At 62.5% G+C, this 15,921-nt stretch carries 16 protein-coding genes; 10 read left to right on the top strand and 6 right to left on the bottom strand.

What is annotated here, in order from left to right:
- Positions 1 to 78: 78 nt before the first annotated feature.
- Genes AAAX59_RS06795 through AAAX59_RS06785 form a run of 3 tightly spaced genes read right to left on the bottom strand, consistent with a single transcriptional unit; the run spans position 79 to position 1,960 of the window.
- Positions 79 to 429: a hypothetical protein gene (locus AAAX59_RS06795; protein ID WP_349071229.1), complete on the bottom strand. Its 351-nt coding sequence runs from the start codon at positions 427 to 429 to the stop codon at positions 79 to 81.
- Between the two features lie 35 nt (positions 430 to 464).
- Complete coding sequence (locus AAAX59_RS06790) at positions 465 to 1,235, bottom strand: hypothetical protein (protein WP_349071228.1); 771 nt, start codon at positions 1,233 to 1,235, stop codon at positions 465 to 467.
- Positions 1,232 to 1,960 carry a lantibiotic protection ABC transporter ATP-binding protein gene (locus AAAX59_RS06785; RefSeq protein ID WP_349071227.1) on the bottom strand — a complete coding sequence of 243 codons (729 nt, stop codon included), beginning with the start codon at positions 1,958 to 1,960 and terminating at the stop codon, positions 1,232 to 1,234. Before AAAX59_RS06785 ends, AAAX59_RS06790 begins: the two co-directional genes overlap by 4 nt.
- Before the next feature lie 974 nt (positions 1,961 to 2,934).
- On the opposite strand from AAAX59_RS06785, the gene AAAX59_RS06780 reads away from it, so the two are divergent.
- Positions 2,935 to 4,236: an AAA family ATPase gene (locus AAAX59_RS06780; RefSeq protein ID WP_271730304.1), complete on the top strand. Its 1,302-nt coding sequence runs from the start codon at positions 2,935 to 2,937 to the stop codon at positions 4,234 to 4,236.
- Positions 4,237 to 4,391: 155 nt separating this feature from the next.
- Here AAAX59_RS06780 and AAAX59_RS06775 read toward each other — a convergent pair whose 3' ends face one another.
- Positions 4,392 to 4,664 (bottom strand): hypothetical protein, encoded by a 273-nt coding sequence (locus AAAX59_RS06775; RefSeq protein WP_271737312.1) that lies wholly within the window; start codon positions 4,662 to 4,664, stop codon positions 4,392 to 4,394.
- A 140-nt stretch (positions 4,665 to 4,804) separates the two neighbouring features.
- On the opposite strand from AAAX59_RS06775, the gene AAAX59_RS06770 reads away from it, so the two are divergent.
- The 5 genes from AAAX59_RS06770 to AAAX59_RS06750 all read left to right on the top strand — a co-directional run bounded on the left by AAAX59_RS06770 (position 4,805) and on the right by AAAX59_RS06750 (position 10,508).
- On the top strand, positions 4,805 to 5,386 hold the full coding sequence (locus AAAX59_RS06770; RefSeq protein ID WP_271730302.1) for a TetR/AcrR family transcriptional regulator: 582 nt from the start codon (positions 4,805 to 4,807) through the stop codon (positions 5,384 to 5,386).
- A gap of 117 nt (positions 5,387 to 5,503) precedes the next feature.
- The gene (locus AAAX59_RS06765; protein WP_349071226.1) at positions 5,504 to 6,694 is read left to right on the top strand and encodes a carcinine hydrolase/isopenicillin-N N-acyltransferase family protein; all 1,191 of its coding nucleotides are present in this window, start codon (positions 5,504 to 5,506) and stop codon (positions 6,692 to 6,694) included.
- A gap of 9 nt (positions 6,695 to 6,703) precedes the next feature.
- Positions 6,704 to 8,767, top strand: a complete 2,064-nt coding sequence (locus tag AAAX59_RS06760; RefSeq protein WP_349071225.1) for an FAD-dependent oxidoreductase — start codon at positions 6,704 to 6,706, stop codon at positions 8,765 to 8,767.
- 17 nt (positions 8,768 to 8,784) lie between these two features.
- The gene (locus AAAX59_RS06755; protein ID WP_349071224.1) at positions 8,785 to 10,059 is read left to right on the top strand and encodes an aconitase X; all 1,275 of its coding nucleotides are present in this window, start codon (positions 8,785 to 8,787) and stop codon (positions 10,057 to 10,059) included.
- Positions 10,056 to 10,508 carry a DUF126 domain-containing protein gene (locus AAAX59_RS06750; protein WP_271756228.1) on the top strand — a complete coding sequence of 151 codons (453 nt, stop codon included), beginning with the start codon at positions 10,056 to 10,058 and terminating at the stop codon, positions 10,506 to 10,508. The genes AAAX59_RS06755 and AAAX59_RS06750 overlap by 4 nt, the downstream gene beginning before the upstream one ends.
- Before the next feature lie 215 nt (positions 10,509 to 10,723).
- Here AAAX59_RS06750 and AAAX59_RS06745 read toward each other — a convergent pair whose 3' ends face one another.
- On the bottom strand, positions 10,724 to 12,727 hold the full coding sequence (locus tag AAAX59_RS06745; protein ID WP_349071223.1) for an FAD-dependent oxidoreductase: 2,004 nt from the start codon (positions 12,725 to 12,727) through the stop codon (positions 10,724 to 10,726).
- A 107-nt stretch (positions 12,728 to 12,834) separates the two neighbouring features.
- On the opposite strand from AAAX59_RS06745, the gene AAAX59_RS06740 reads away from it, so the two are divergent.
- Complete coding sequence (locus AAAX59_RS06740) at positions 12,835 to 13,626, top strand: MerR family transcriptional regulator (protein ID WP_271730296.1); 792 nt, start codon at positions 12,835 to 12,837, stop codon at positions 13,624 to 13,626.
- Positions 13,627 to 13,924: 298 nt separating this feature from the next.
- Positions 13,925 to 14,071, top strand: coding sequence for a hypothetical protein (locus AAAX59_RS06735; RefSeq protein WP_271730295.1), 147 nt, complete (start codon positions 13,925 to 13,927; stop codon positions 14,069 to 14,071).
- On the opposite strand, the gene AAAX59_RS06730 is transcribed toward AAAX59_RS06735, so the two are convergent.
- Positions 14,050 to 14,487, bottom strand: coding sequence for a MerR family transcriptional regulator (locus AAAX59_RS06730; protein WP_349071222.1), 438 nt, complete (start codon positions 14,485 to 14,487; stop codon positions 14,050 to 14,052). The genes AAAX59_RS06735 and AAAX59_RS06730 overlap by 22 nt on opposite strands.
- Before the next feature lie 392 nt (positions 14,488 to 14,879).
- Between AAAX59_RS06730 and AAAX59_RS06725 the strand changes: the two genes are divergently transcribed.
- Positions 14,880 to 15,128, top strand: a complete 249-nt coding sequence (locus tag AAAX59_RS06725; RefSeq protein ID WP_271730293.1) for a hypothetical protein — start codon at positions 14,880 to 14,882, stop codon at positions 15,126 to 15,128.
- A 212-nt stretch (positions 15,129 to 15,340) separates the two neighbouring features.
- Positions 15,341 to 15,871: a flavodoxin family protein gene (locus AAAX59_RS06720; protein ID WP_271730292.1), complete on the top strand. Its 531-nt coding sequence runs from the start codon at positions 15,341 to 15,343 to the stop codon at positions 15,869 to 15,871.
- Positions 15,872 to 15,921 lie beyond the last annotated feature (50 nt).

Here is a 15,921-nt window from a genome sequence, read left to right as displayed (position 1 = left end):
ACGTTTTAATCTATCCCCCATCACCATGGCTGGGGGCTACGTCGAGATGTCAGGCTGAAGAACGCTCGCCTGCGGCCTTTACGCCTTAAGCGTGAGCACCGCACCGAAGGCGGTCGGGCCGCAATGGTCAAGGGCGAGCAGCTTCGCCGCGACGGCGCGCCCGCGCGAGGGGACCGCCGTGAGGTTGGCGAGGCGCCCGGCGGCGCGCTCCTCGTCCACGGCGAGCCCGCAGACGATGGCGGACATGAGCGGCATGAGGGCGCCGAGGAACTGGGCGTAGGCGTCCGCGCCCAGCGCCGGGTCCCATCGGGTTACAGAGAAGTACTCGCCGCAGGCAAGACCGGCTGTGCCGCAGACGAGGTGCGCCGCCGTGAGCGGGGAGCGCGCCAGGCGCAGGGCCTCGGAGAGCAGGGCCCGCGGGAGAGTCATGCGCGGCGTCGGGTCGGAGAGTCGTGTCACGGCCATCACCTCTCCTCGGAGCGCGCGAACCAGGCCGCGCCCGCCGCCGTGAGCGCGGCGAACGCGAGCGCGCAGACCGCAAGGCCCGCCAGTGTGAGCATGCCGTCCGCCGCGAGCGCCCCGCCGAGCGCCATGTCCGCCGCGAGTGGCTCGCCGCTCGGCAGCACGGGGATGAAGCTCGTGGGGATGACCATGCTCGCCGACGGCGGAAAGAGCTGCGGCAGCGGTATCAGCGACCAGGCGAAACCACCCACGAGCTGTGCGGCGAGCGGGCAGAAGATGCCCGCGAGCATGCCGAGCCGCGCCGTGAGGAAGAGCCCTGCGGGGATCATCCACGCCGCGGTCACCGTGTTGGCGAGCGCGCAGAGGAGCATCGTGAGCGTGCCCGCGGCCGTGAGGCCCTGCGAGGAGAACGCCGAGCCCGCGAGGTAGATGCCGAAGACCACGAGGTTCGAGAGCGTGCAGAGCGCGAGGCACCAGAGCGCCTTGGCCCACCAGGCGCGCCCGAGCGGGAAGCCCAGGCCCAGAAGCCCCCGCATCCGCGTGCGAGCGTCCGCCCGCGCGACGCACGCCACCACGAGCGAGAGAGACACGGGCAGGAAGAGCGCGTACCAGTAGTTCCACGCGCTGAAGATCTGCACGCCCCGGTAGGGCATCGCGCCGAGCAGCGGCATCGGCAGCGCCATGAGCACGGCCAGGCGAACCGGTGCCGCGTGGCGCGACTTCAGGGCCTCGGCGCGCAGGCCCGCGAGCAGGCCGCCTTTCTCGCCCGTCATGCCGCCACCTCCCCGCGTGCTCGTCGCCCTTCCCGGCAGAAGCTCATGAAGAGTTCCTCGAGGTCCTGCCCGGGCCGAAGCGCATCCTCGTAGGCGAGGCGCCCTCCGCAGATGATGCCGATGGTGTCCGCCATCTGCTGCACCTCGGAGAGGATGTGGCTCGAGACGATCACCGTCGTGCCCGCCGCCGCGAAGCCGCGGATCTGGTCGCGCAGCTCCTCGATGCCGATGGGATCGAGGCCGTTGGTGGGCTCGTCGAGCACGAGCAGGCGTGGCCGGGCGATCAGCGCCAGCGCGAGCCCCAGGCGCTGCCGCATGCCCATCGAGAAGCGCCCGGCGCGCTTCTTCCCGGTGTCCGCGAGGTCCACGGCGGCGAGCACCTCATCTATGCGGCTCTCGGGAAGGCCCAGCAGCGTGGTGCGCACGCGCAGGTTCTCGCGCGCGGTGAGGTTGGGGTAGAGCGGCGCCTCCTCGATGAGGCTGCCGATTGCGTAGAGGTCCTCGCGGCGCCAGGCGTGCCCGGCAAAGATGATCTCCCCGGCCGTCGGCCGCAGCATCCCGCAGATCATCTTGAGCGTTGTCGACTTGCCGGCGCCGTTGGGACCGAGCAGCCCGTACACCTCGCCCTCGCGGATATGAAGGCTCACGTCGGCCACGGCGTCCTGCGCCTGGTCGCCGCGGCCGAAGCGCTTGGTGAGCCCGCGCGTCTCGAGCATGTAACCCATGGGTTCGTCCTTTCTCTTCCGGGCGCGCGGGCCGAGTCACCGTGTCCGCGCGCCTTACCTTTCGGGTTCACCATCCATGGTGGGGCGCGTTTCTAACGAAGCCGTAACGGCCGTTGGGCTCTTTTGTCGCCAGCCCTTTTCGACCCGTACGCCACTCATGGTATGTTTATCGCGATAACAAGGATGGAGGTGCCCGTGGCACGCAATAAGTGCCCGGAGGAGGCGGTCGAGAGGATTCTCGACGTTGCCGAGCGGCTCCTCGTGGGGCGCGGCTACGAGCACACCACGATGATCTGAAGAGCAATACGCCAAATCGAAAAAGGCAAGCCCTGGAGACGCGATTTTTGCCATAACGAGCGAGAATATCGAAGATGTCTGCACGCCATTGGCGTGGGAAGGCGAACAGCCGGTTGCAATCAGCCTGAAATAAGGCGACGATTGGGATTCTCTAGCTCGGATTTCCCGCTCGGTTCCTAAGGCGCTTAGAGCCGGCTCATAAGGGCGAAAACAAAGCCACCCGCGACGATTCTTTCAGTCATCGCTCTTGTGCATCCCTCATGACCTGCGGAAATGCAAGACGTTAAAGCCGCTGGCTACGATTCACTTTGCCAAACGGGTGTCGAAGAGGATAGTCGGCTGTTTTGGTGTTCATATCGGACGTTTTAGGGCCTCAAAACCAACCCGATTTTGTCCCCGGACAAAAATGAAACTGTGGGCTTGCGGTTTCGAAATAGTTCACGGATTTGTCCCAGGGTTTGTCCCAAACGCCTACGCGAGGACACACGGAGGGATTCGGCGGCAAGGTGGACAAAACCGACAACCAAACTAGACCCAATTGGAATGGCGCCGCAACAAACGAGCGTGAAAGAGTGGGAGTAGTTCCGCCTGATTTTTGCATCAGTTATCATTATTACGCCCTTATTATTGTGTTTTTGCACGATAATAAGGGCGTAATTTGTTGATGGAGGTTCCCCATGCAGAGAAAGCTGATGGATAAGCTGGTCGAGTGGAAGGGAAGCGAACGCCGCAAGCCCCTCATCGTCAACGGCGCGCGCCAGGTCGGCAAAACCTGGATCCTCAAAGAGTTCGGGAAGCTGCATTTCGAAAGCATCGCCTATGTGAGCCTTGACAAGGATGAGCGGGCTCGCCGGTTCTTCGAACCCGACCTCGATCCCCGAAGAATCGTCTCCTCGCTCTCGCTGCACCTCGACATGGACATCGATCCGGGCAGAACGCTCGTTGTCCTGGACGAGATCCAGTCCTGTCCCGCTGCCATCACGTCGCTCAAGTACTTCTGCGAGGACGCCCAAGAATACCATGTGGCCGCAGCCGGCTCCCTTCTGGGCATCTCCGCAACGCATGGGACCGGATTCCCCGTCGGCAAGGTCAATTCGGTGAACCTCTTCCCGCTGAGCTTCACCGAATTCCTCGGCGCAACGGGAAACGGACGTTACGCCGAGCTGATCGAAAAGGGCGACCTTGCGATGATGAACACCTTCTCGGACAAGCTCAAGGAGCTTCTGCGCACCTACTACATCGTAGGGGGGATGCCGGAAGCCGTGAACGCCTACATCGACACGGCAGACGTGCGCGACGCGCGAGAGGTGCAGGACCAGATCCTTGTCGATTACATGAGCGATTTCGCCAAGCACGTGCCCGCAAACCTGCTGGCGCGGACTATGCTCGCGTGGGACTCCATCCCCAAGCACCTTTCAAAGGAGAACAAGAAGTTCGTATTCGGCCACGTTCGCAAAGGCGCTCGAGCAGCGGATTTCGAGGAGAGCCTGCGATGGCTTGAGCAAGCCGGCCTCATCGTCAAAGTGCCGCGCGTGAGCAAACCAGGCATGCCGCTGAAGGCCTACCGGGACCAAAACGCCTTCAAGGTGTTCATGTTGGACATAGGGCTTCTGGGGGCAATGAGCGGGCTGAGCCCGGCTGCGTTGGTAGACGGCAGCAGCATTTTCACGGAATTCAAGGGGGCCCTCACCGAGCAGTACGTCTGCCAGCAGCTCGTGTCGGACTGCGGCCTCGTGCCCTTTTACTGGTCGGCCGAGAACTCCAGCGGCGAGATTGACTTCCTCGTGCAGGCCGGGTCCGGCGTGTACCCCATCGAAGTGAAGGCCGAGGAGAACCTGCGCGCGAAGAGCCTGCGCGCCTTCAATGGGCGCTACGAGGGCATGAGCCCCCGCAGGTTCAGCATGTCGGGATTCCGTGACCAGGGCTGGATGCGGAACATTCCCCTGTACGCAATCGGGAACCCGGGCAATTGGGTTTAAGCCCGAAACGGGATTTCCGTGAGGCAGGCGGTTTCTTTCGTCTCGAAAAAATAACCCAATGCTGCATCGGTCAAATCGAACGGAAGCCATGCATTCTCCTGCGTCTCCGGAAGGAGAGAGGCGCAGAGTGCAGATTCGCGGCAGCAGGCTTCAGCCTAGACCAGCCCGCCCTCGATCGCGATGAAGCGGGGCGAGGACTTAGGCTTGCCCACGGGCTTAGGCGCATCCTTGACCCACGCCCACTCGGGGGCGACCAGCGTAAAGAAATATCCGCAATCGTCGCAGACCTCGTAGACGGCGTCCGGGTTGAGCGTCCGGGCGAAGTGGGTCTTGTGGCCGCGGCGGGGGCAGAGCTGCTCCTGCTTGCTGAGCGAGATCAGGTAGGGGTTCGTGAGCGGCACGCGAGGCCGCCGGGCCATGAGGTTCATGTCGACCCTTTTGCGCGGGCGGTTATTGCAACAGGTTTTGTGCATCATGCGAAGCGCGTTGACACGGTTGCGCTATCCAGTCATTATGACCCAGCACACTGTGTGCTGAACGATTGATAGGTGACTTCGTGAGGAGGGTCATGGACGCCAATAAACCCACACGCATCGTGGACGGCACGTCGGATGAGATCGTCGCGAGCGTGCGACGCCTCGCGTGCGAGCGCGGCTACGCGAGTCTTACCGTGCGCGATGTCCTCAAGGACCTGCACATCACGAACCGCGTGTTCTACAACCGCTTCGCCAATATCGACGAGGTGCTCGATATCGTGTATCGCGACATCGCCGGCAAGATGCGCGAAAGCCTGTGCGCACCGTATGACGGCGAGGGTGACTTCTTCGAACACGTGCATCACATCGCTGCGCGCACGCTGCACCTGTCCTACGTCGCCAAGCAGAACTTCAACCAGTTCGTGTTCGAGGCCGACTCGGCGGGGGAAGAAAACTTCGCCTGGTGGGATCGCGAGATTCGTGCGCTTATCACGCAGGGCAAACAGCTCGGCGTGGTGCGTGCCGACCTAGACGAGGCGCAGTCCTCGTATGCCATCTGGTGCTTTATCCGCGGGTTCAACGCCGATGCGCTCGGCCGCGGCATTCCCGAGAACGAGGCGCTGGCGCGCTTCCGCTACGGCTTCGACCTCATGCTTTCGGGCATGAGGGCTTAAGGGCTGCACCCGGCGCACCCGTTTGCCACCATCTTTTCGGCGGTAGGTCCCATACCTATCGCCGCTTCTTTTGCCCATCTCAGCACACAGTGTGCTGAATGAAAGGAGAACGTGTACATGAAGAAGACCGTAAAGAAAATCGTCATCGTCCTGGTGCTTGTCATTGTGGCCCTCGTGGGCACCATCGGCTTCACCTGGAAAGACGAGATCGCCTCCGTGGCCAGCTTCCACAAGATCCGCGAGCGCAACGCAAGCCACGGTGATGCTAACGTCTACGAGATGACCATGGCCGGCGACTACTACATCGACAAGTTCGTCGAGCAGGGCGGCGTTTCGAGCGACGCCGAGCTCATCGACTTCGTCATCGGCAACATCACGAAGGGTGTCGTCGACATCTCCATGCCCACGCCCCAGATCGGCTGCTCGTCGTTCACCGCCTCCACGGCCGCCGGCGACGCGCTGTTCGCCCGCAACTACGATATGCACACCACGCACGCCGCCATCGTGCACACTTCCGCCTCGGGCGACCGCCACGCCACGGTCTCCACGGTCGACCTGGGCCTGCTGGGCATGGACGCCGAGTCCGAGGTCGACGGCCTCAAGGACCGCCTCACCTGCCTGGCTGCCGTCTACGCGCCGCTCGACGGCATGAACGACGCCGGCGTGAGCTGTGGCGTCTACATGACCTACCAGGGTCCCGAGGGCGAGGTCACGGCCACGAACCAAGATACCGATAAACCCGACATGACCACCACCACCTTCCTTCGTCTCGTGCTCGATTACGCCGACGATCTGGACGAGGCCGTCGAGATCGCCCAGTCTTACGACATGCATGACTCGGCAGGCACGAGCTACCACTACATGGTGGCCGACGCATCCGGCCGCAGCGCCATCTTCGAGTGGGTTGCCGCAGACGACGACACCGACACCGACGGTTCCGCCCGTGAGCTGCGTGTGACCTACAACGACGACGATGCCGCGTTCGGCGAGGTCGAGGCTGCGGCGGACTACCAGTGGGTCACGAACTTCGTGCTCGAGCCCAACTACTACGCCTCCGACGATGCCAAGAAAGGCCTCGACCGCTACAACGAACTCTACACGCGCCTGTCCGCGACCGACGGCATCGTGGCCGACGAGTCTGCGGCTATGGATGTGCTCGCCGCCGTGGGTCGTCGTAGCTGGAACAACGACGACGCCAACACCATCACCGTTCACAGCGTCGTGTACAACCTCACCGACCGCGTGATGTACTGGGTCCCCAACGAGAACTTTGACGACGCAAGCGCCTGGATCGCCTACAAGCTGTAAGGAGCACCCGTGAACGATACCCTCGCGCCTCTCTTTGAGCCTTGGACCATAGGTTCTCTCGCTATCAAGAACCGCATCGTCATGACGTCGATGGGTGGCACCGACCTGTTCGGTTGGATGGAAAAGAACCATTTCGACCGTGCAGGAGCCGAGTTCCTCCTCGAGGTGGCCAAGCACGATGCCGGCCTGGTGCTGCCCGGATGCCAGCCGGTGTACAACCCGATGTTCGGCCAATGGTTACACAAGAACAAGAAGATATACCGCGACCTAGCGGTGTGGATGCCTGTGTTCCATGCAACCGGCGCCAAGCTGTTCGTGCAGCTCACGGCAGGCTTCGGCCGATCGTTCACCATCAGTCCGCTCATGGAGGCGCTCTACACGAACCCGGTCCTGCGCGCCGCTGCCAAGCCCGTCATGGACCTCGAGCGCATCTGCGCCGCGCCGAGCGCCTCGCCCAACCGCTGGTCGGACAAGGTGCCGTCGCGTGAGATCACCAAGCCCGAGATCGACCAGATCATCGAGTCGTTCGCCGAGTCGTCGCGTCTGCTCAAGGAGGCAGGTGTCGACGGTGTCGAGGTGCACGCCGTCCATGAGGGCTATCTGCTCGACCAGTTCGCCCTGAAATACGTGAACAAGCGCACCGATGAGTACGGCGGCAGCCTGGAGAACCGGTATCGTTTCGCGGCCGAGATCGTACGTGCCATCAAGCGTGCCTGCGGCGACGACTTTCCCGTGTCCATCCGCTACAGCGTCGAATCCAAGACGAAGGGGCTGCGTCAAGGCGCACTTCCTGGCGAGCAGTTCGTAGAGGCCGGCCGCGACATGGCCGAGTCCATCGAGGCTGCGCGCTACCTGGCCGACGCAGCCTGCGACATGTTCAACTGCGATAACGGTACCTATGACGCCTGGTACTGGGCCCACCCGCCTATCTACATGCCCAAGAACTGCAACCTAGACGACGTGGCCGAGCTGCGCCGGCACATCGACGTGCCCGTCGTATGCGCCGGACGCATGGAGCCCGCCGACGCCGCCGCGGCCATCGCCGAGAAACGTATCGACGCCGCAGGCTTCGCTCGGCCGTTCTTGGCCGATCCTGCTTGGGTGTCGAAGCTTAAAGCGGGTCGAGAGGCCGATATCCGCCCGTGCATCCTGTGCCATAACGGCTGCTTTAACATGTGCCACTACAAGGGTGTGGCCAACGACCAGGACCTTATGGATTCTTTGCATCTGGCGCGTTGTGCCGTGAACGCCGAGACCATGCAGGCGTCGCGCCACTACATCAAGCCGACCTCGTCGCCCAAGACGATCCACATCGTGGGCGGCGGCATCGGCGGCATGGAGTGCGCCCGTGTGCTGGCGTTGCGAGGCCATCGTCCGGTGATTCACGAGCGCGGCGAGCGCCTGGGCGGCGTGTTCGTCGCTGCCGCGCGGGCAAGCTACAAGGATAAGATGCGTGACTTGCTTGCCTGGTATGAGCGGCAGATGGTACAGCTTAACGTGGACGTGCGCCTGGGTGACGAGGTGCGCGACATTACCGAGCTCGACGGCCCTGTGGTGGTTGCGACGGGCTCGACCCCGCGCACGCTGCCCGTCCCCGGCATAGAGCTGGCGCGTGAGGCGTGCGACTACCTGGAGAATCCGCCCGCGGCGCAGCGCGTTGTGGTGGTGGGCGGCGGCCTGACCGGCTGTGAGGTGGCCTACGACGCCGCGCTCGAGGGGCGCGACGTCGAGATTGTCGAGATGGCCGACGACCTGGTGGCGCAGAAGGGCGTATGCCTGGCCAACAGCTCGTACCTGCGCGAGTGGTTCGCCTGGAAGCAGGTGCCTGTGCATCTTGAGACCACGCTTGTCGGCATCGCGCGCACCGGGGACGCTGGCCTGCGCGTGAGCTGCAGGCACGCGGACGGTACGACGTTTGACATCGAAGCCGACGCCGTGGTGACGGCCACGGGGTACACGCCTGCGCCGCTTGCGAGATCGGGCCGTGGCGTTCGCCTGGTGGGCGACTGCAACGGCGTGGGCAATCTGCGCAGCGTGATCTGGCGCGCGTACGACGTGGCGATGACGCTGTAAGAAGAAGGGGGAAAGCTATGAAACTGACCGCCGAACAAGAGGCGATGCTCGCCGGCGAGCGCGGCGAGACGATGGCGAAGGTGCTCGAGACGCTCGTGCGCTACGGCGACCTGTACGGTGCCGACGAGATGGTGAGCGTGACGAGCAAGTACAACCACCTTGTGACGAGCTTTGGGCTCAAGGCGCTGGGGCCGGTGTACGAGCTGATGGGCAAGCTCATAGACGAAGGGGCCGTGAGCCAGATGGGTTTCTCGGTAGACCCCAGGCCGTTGGATGACAACGCGCCGGCGAGCTTTTTGCAGAAGATCATCTTTAAGCACTTCATGTACAGCAAGCAGGATTTTTACGAGGGGCAGTTGCGCGAGTTGGGGCTGATGGGCGACGACGCGTTCACATGCACGTGCTACATGGACGAGGTGGGCAACGTGCCCGCGATGGGCGATGTGCTGAGCTGGTCGGAGTCGTCTGCCGTGGTGTATGCGAACTCGGTGCTGGGCGCGCGATGCAACCGCAACTCGGGCATCATCGATTTGATGGGGTCGGTGTGCGGGTTCGTGCCACGGTTTGGGCTGCTGACCGACGACGGCAGACGCGCCGACTGGGTGGTCGAGGTGCGCTGCGAGCGAAGGCCCGAGGCGCAGCTTTTGGGTTCGGCCATCGGCATGCGCGTGATGGCCGACGTGCCTTACATCACAGGGCTGGACGCGTGGCTGGGCGATGAGCTCGATGGCAGCGCGAAGGCGTACCTGAAGGACATGGGTGCGGCGTGCGCGTCGAACGGCTCGGTGGGCCTGTACCACGTGGAGGGGCTGACGCCTGAGGCGCGAGAGCAGGGCCGCACGCTCGTGCGCGAGGGTGCGCAGGTGTATGTGATCGACGACGCCGAGCTTGAGCGCGTGCGCGCGAGCTACCCGGTGGTGTGGAAGAACGCGGACGCCAAGCCCAAACTGTGCTTTATGGGGTGCCCGCATATGAGTATGGAGCAGCTCGAGCAGTGGAGCGAGCGCATAGCGCAGGGACTGGCCGAGGCCGGCCGCACGCGCGTGAGCGTGCCGTGTGTGTTTACGGCGGCACCCGCGGTGGCGAAGCGCTTTGCGGCCACGCCGGCTGCGCGCGTGCTGGATGCGGCGGGCGTGGTGGTGTCGAGCATCTGCCCGCTCATGTATATGAACAACCCGCTGAGCGCGAAGATGCCCGTGATCACGAACTCAAACAAGCTGCGCACGTATTCGAGCGCGCGCTATTACACCGACGACGAGATTCTGGACATCCTCACGAAGGGAGCGCGATGATGACAAAGACGTTTACGGGGCGTGTGGTGGTGCCCGGGACCGTAAGCGCGACGGCACTCGTGAGCTACGGCGGGCTCAACACGCTCGCGTCGTTTCAGAAAGCGTTGCAGTTTGGCGACAAGGAGTCGACCTGTGGCGACCAGAACAACCCCGACCTGTACGGCAAGAAGATGCGCGGCAAGGCACTGTGCCTGCCCGCGACCATAGGTTCGACCACCGGTGGCCTGGTACTGTACTGCGCCGTGGCCATGGACAGGCAGCCCGCGTGCCTGCTGTTTAGCGAGGAGATAGACTCGCTGGCCGCTGCTGGCGCCATCCTGCAAGACGTGTGGCTGGGCGACGCCACGCCCATGCCGGTGATCGACTGCCTGGGCGAGGAGTTTTTGAGCTACGTAGCTGACGGCATGACCGTGACGGTGACGCAGAACGGCAGCGTCGTGGTTGATTAGCGAGCCCATTCCCACCCGGGATAACGGCTCAATTATTCCCGTATTCCCGGTCAGCCGCAGGTGGTTGAGTGCGGGCTGTAAAGGTTTGCGGGTGGTGTGCATACGTTAGTTACGGACACCAAAAACGAAAGGGAGGCAATCGTGTGCACGATTGCCTCCCTTGTTGTTCTTGCTTCTCGTAAGGAAGTGGGGACCTAAGTTAATGGATCTGGCCCCTAGATGGCCAGGCCCGCCTCGTAACCCTCGCGCGAGGCGACGACGGCGTTACCGGCCTTGACGGCGCAGCCGACTACCTGCACGTTGTCGCAGTGCTTGCGTGCGATCTCCTCGAGCGGGTTGTAAGCCTTGTAGCCGAATGCCGAGACGACCGTCGCCGCGGGGAGCTTGTGCTCGATGCCCTGGGCATCGGTATAGACGACGGCGAAGCCCGTTGCGTTCTGGCTACCGGCGCCCGCTTCGCCGCTCCAACTTGCGATGTCGGTATCGACCTCTACACCGCTCTCGATGCACTTGACGGTTGCGTTGACGTGGGACTTGACGCCGGAATTGGCCATCATTTCCATGAACGCGCCCTTGGTGATGGGCATCATGTCCAGGCACAGCTCGCCGCGCATCTCGAGCACGGTGACGTCGTCGCGGTGCTGGGCGATGAAGTCGGCCGTCTCGGCGCCTACCTCGCCGCCGCCGCAAACGACGACGGGGCCGGGGTTGACGATCGCCTTGCCAAGCAGGACGTCCTCGGCGAAAACGGCGTTCTCGATGCCGGGGATGGGAGGGGTGAGGGGCTTGGCGCCGGTGGCGATCACGATGGCGTCGGGTTTATTGGCGGTGATGAGGTCCTCATCTACCTCCTGGCCAAGGTTGACGTTGACATCGAGCTCCTCGAGGCTGGCGCGCAGGCTGCTGATGTACATGGACAGCTCACCCTTGCCGACGGGGAAGGCTGCGGAGCGGAACTGACCGCCCAGCTGATCCTGGGCCTCGTACACGGTGACGTCGTGGCCGCGCTTCGCTGCAGCCTCGGCAGCCTGAAGGCCCGCGGGGCCGGCGCCGATGACCATGACCTTCTTGGCGGTCTCGACCTTGTCCATGGCGTCCTCGTACTCACGACCGACGCGGGGGTTGACCAAGCAGGTTACCTCGGAGTCGATGTAGAGCGGGAACTCGCAGCCCTGCAGACAGCCGATGCACTGCCTGATGGTGCAGGTCTTGCCAGCCTTTGCCTTGTTGGGCATGTGGGGGTCGGCGAGCGATCCGCGGCCCATGGCGACGAAGTCGGCGGTGCCCATGGCGAGCAGGGTGTCGGCCATCTCAGGGTCGTTAACGCGGTTGGAGAGGATGACGGGGATGTTCACGACCTGCTTGATGAGGGCGCAGCGGTCCATGTTGACGGCGTGCGGGGTGAACATGGGGGCGATGACCTGGTCGGTGGGCTTGCTGGCGTACATGCCGTTTGAGCAGTTGATGGCGTCGAAGCCGACCTCCTCCAGGTGGCGGCATAGCTGCAGGGTCTCGGCGATGGTGCGGCCGCCGGGAACGAGATCATCGCTGGAGACGCGGACGATGATGGGGAAGTCCTCCCCCACGCGCTCGCGCATAGAAACGATGATCTCGTCCACGATGCGCACGCGGTTCGCAAAACAGCCGCCGTATTGGTCGACGCGACGGTTGATGGCGGGGGAGAGGAACTCGGCCAGCAAGTAGCCGTGGGCGCAGTGCAGCTCGATGCCGTCGAAGCCGGCCTCCTTGGCGCGGCCGGCGGCCGAGCCGAAGTCGTCCACGAGGGTGGCGATCTCGTCGATGGTCATGTCGCGAGCGGGGCCCTGGCATGCGGGGCAGGTGGTGGCGCTGGGCGCGACGAGGTCGAGGCCAAAGGTCGACTGGGGCATGACCTGGCGACCGGGGTGGTACATCTGGCAGAAGATCTTGGAGCCGTGGGCGTGAACGGCGGCGGTCAGGTCCTTGTTGCCCTCGATCTGGCCGTCGTTCCACAGGCCGGGGATGCGCGTGTAGCCCTTACGGTTCTCCTGGACGCAGTAGTCCTCGGTGATGAGCAGGCCCCAGCCTCCGCGGGCCTTCTCCTCCATGTAGCGAAGGTAACGCTCGGTGATGGTGCCCTCGAGGTTGCAGTAGTTGGTGACCATGGCGGGGACGACAAGCCTGTTCGGGATCTCGCAAGATCCGATTTTCATGGGAGAGAACAGAGTGTCGAGCTTCATTACTACCTCCAAGAAATCGTGGCGCGCGCATACTGCGCCCATGTACTATGTGATTAATGGTCAAGGTGGGGGCAACACCCAGGTCAAGCGGTTTGGGGAGATAATCCATGCGGTACACGCAAAAAGACATTCGCCAAAAGCTGGGCTTCACCCGCGACGCGCTGCGCCTGTATGAGAAACGCGGGATCATCCAGCCCGAGATCGATCCAGGCAATGGGTACCGCTACTACGACGACTGGCAGATGAACCTGCTGTGGGACTGCAAGTACTATCAGGCCATGGGTTTCTCGCTAGCGGAGGTGCAGGAGCTGCTCACGGCGCGCACGCCGGGGGATATCGAGAGCCAGCTTGCCCGACGCGAGGAAGAGATGCGCCACGACCTGCGTCGGCGTGAGCTCGCCCTGAGCGAGCACAGCCGCTTTATGGAGGAACTGCGTTCCAGCGAGAGCGACCTGGGCGTTGTGGAGGAGCGCGACTTTGCGGGCTGCATCTACGTCGTAGAGCGCGAGGAGCATCGTTTGCCTGCGGATATATGCACCGACGCCGTCGCCTTCGCAAACCGAAACGCCGCGCTTATGAAGCCCTACTTCTGGTTTCCCGTGGCCGGCGAACGGCGGTATTTTTGGGGGTCGGCCATGCGGCTCGAGGCGTATAGGGAACTGGGTGAGGAATGCGGGCGCGAGGGCGTTGTGGAGCTTGCACCGTCGCGGACGCTCTCGACGGTGCTCGACGCCGGTGACCGCGGCGGGTTTGGGGCCGACCTCTTTTCCGGCTTCGTGAAATGCGCTGTAGATGATGGCTACACGATAGCAGGGCCCCTTCATGGCTTGCTGCTGGCGCGAACGTTCGATTCGGCCGGTTACCATAGGTACGTGCGTGCGTATTTGCCTATTGAGTAGGAATAGAGAAATTTAGGAATTGCATTCCTAAATTTGACCACAATAAAAGCAAGTGAAATAACGCCTCCCATCGGAAAGACGGGAGGCGTTGTGTATATAGCCAGGGAAATCGAGCAGACCATCGACAAACTGCTCAAGCAGGGCAAAGTCGTGCTGGTCACCGAGATATTGCCTTCCCGGTTTCGAAACTTTAAAAGAATTCGAGTTTCGAAACCGGAAGGAGCGGATGATGGCCTGGGTAGACCGCAACACGTACCTGTAGCGGCTTTGGGCGCTTGAGGGCACCCGGGACATCAAGGTGATCACGGGGATGCGCCGCTCCGGCAAGTCCGAGCTCATGAAGGCGTTCTCCGCCTCCGTTGCGCGGAAGGACTCGTCCTCCAACAACGTCTACATCGACCTGCTGGACCTCGAGCGGCATTATCAAGCGTGTGCGTTTTCGTAGGCCTCTTTGATTTCTTCTGGCAAGCCGTCGGGAATGAGCGCCTTCAGCTCAGCCTCGTCGTTGCCCTGATTCAGCTGCTCGTAGTACCAGCATTTGAACTTCAGCATATCCAGCGCGCGGTTCATGTTCGCGATCTCCGACTCCATGTGGACCTTCCGCTCCTCGAACATGGCCTTGCGTTTGGGATAAGTCGATGGGCCCTCCGCGCACCATTCCATGAACAGCCGGATGTCCTTGATCTCCATCCCCGCCTTCTTCAGGCATTCGATGACCCGAAGCGCCTCGAGTTCCGTATCGCCGAATTGGCGAATACCGGACGCCCGCTTCAATTCCGGGAACAGCCCCTGTTTGTCGTAATACCGCAGTGTTGAGGTGGGCAAACCGAACATCTCCGCCACCTGTCCGATTGTGTACACGCGCATCCTCCATTCATTTTCAAGTTGAAGCTTGACCTAAAGTCAGGTTTAGGTAATACCGTCATTTTCGTCAATGCAAATAGGGAGTGCAAGGGGTGCTCCGTCATGGGCAAAAAGGTTTTGGTGGTTTCTTCGAGTCCGCGAAAGAATGGCAATTCCGAGACGCTGGCGGACGCCTTCGCCAACGGCGCGCGGGAGGCGGGCCACAGCGTGGAGACCGTGCTCCTGCGCGAAAAGCAGCTGGGCTTCGGCAGGGGCTGCCTTGCCTGCCTAAAGCTGGGGCGCTGCGTCATCCAAGACGATGCCGTGGAAATTGCCGCCAAGATGCACGACGCCGATGTTCTGGTGTCGCAACGCCCGTCTACTACAGCGTCTGCGGGCAGCTCAAGACCATGCTGGACCGCGCCAACCCGCTCTTCGGCTCCGATTATGCATTTACCGAGGTGTATCTATTGGCAGCGGCGGCGGAGGGCGGGCGCTCGACCTTCGAGGGAACGGAGAAAGCCGTACGAGGCTGGGTTGACTGTTTCCCCCGTCGCGCGCTCGCCGGAACGGTTTTCGCCGGCGGCGTGAGCGGCGTGGGCGAAATCGCCGGGCACCCTGCACTGGAGCAGGCGCGACGAATGGGCATGGAAATCTAGGCGGGCTGCTTGGCCGCGCAAATGCGGATTGGTTTTTTCGGATGTGATCACGTAAATTTGAATCAAGCCGGCGGAGGAGCAATCGGCCAATGAGATTGTGCCTGGAACGCTTGAACAAAATATTTGATTCGCAAGCGATTGAATAGCTCCATCTGTTTTGGTTAAAACAAGCTGCGTGCCGCGCGCCTGCGGTACGAAGGAGGGAGAAGGCTATGAATATCGTTGTACTGAGCGGCAGCCCTCGCAAAGGTGCCAATACCGACACCATGGTCGACGCATTTGCAGAGACTGCGCGTGAGAGCGGTCATACGGTGGAAGTCATTCGTGTTGCCAGCAAGAAGATCGGCGGCTGCCTGGGGTGCCAGTACTGCTTTGCCCATAAGGGTGAATGCGTGCAGAAGGACGGGATGGCCGGTGTGATCGAGTCGCTCAAAGAGGCCGACATGGTCGTTTTCGCCTCGCCCATCTACTGGTTTGACATCACCGCGCAGGAGAAGATCGCCATCGATCGCCTGTATGCCTTCGGTGCTACGGGATTTCCGTTTGCCAAGACGGCTCTGCTCCTCGACAGCCATAGCGATGGGGTCTATGACGCGGCGATTGCTATGTACAAGGCCACTTGCGCTTACTGCAAGTGGGACGACCAGGGCATCGTCACTATCAGCGGCATGACCGAGCGCGACAGCATGGCCTCGTCACCCAAGCTGGAAGAGGTGCGCGAGCTTGCTCGTAGGCTTGCCTAAGGGCAGGCGAGGGCCGGTTGCTGCTAACTTTAAACGCGGAAAAATGCCCG

Origin of the sequence: Collinsella sp. CLA-ER-H2 (assembly GCF_040092405.1) — a bacterium.
In the GTDB taxonomy this organism is placed as follows: Bacteria; Actinomycetota; Coriobacteriia; order Coriobacteriales; family Coriobacteriaceae; genus Collinsella.
The sequence above is the reverse complement of the archived record's forward strand: the minus strand, read 5'-3'. Positions and strand labels throughout refer to the sequence as shown.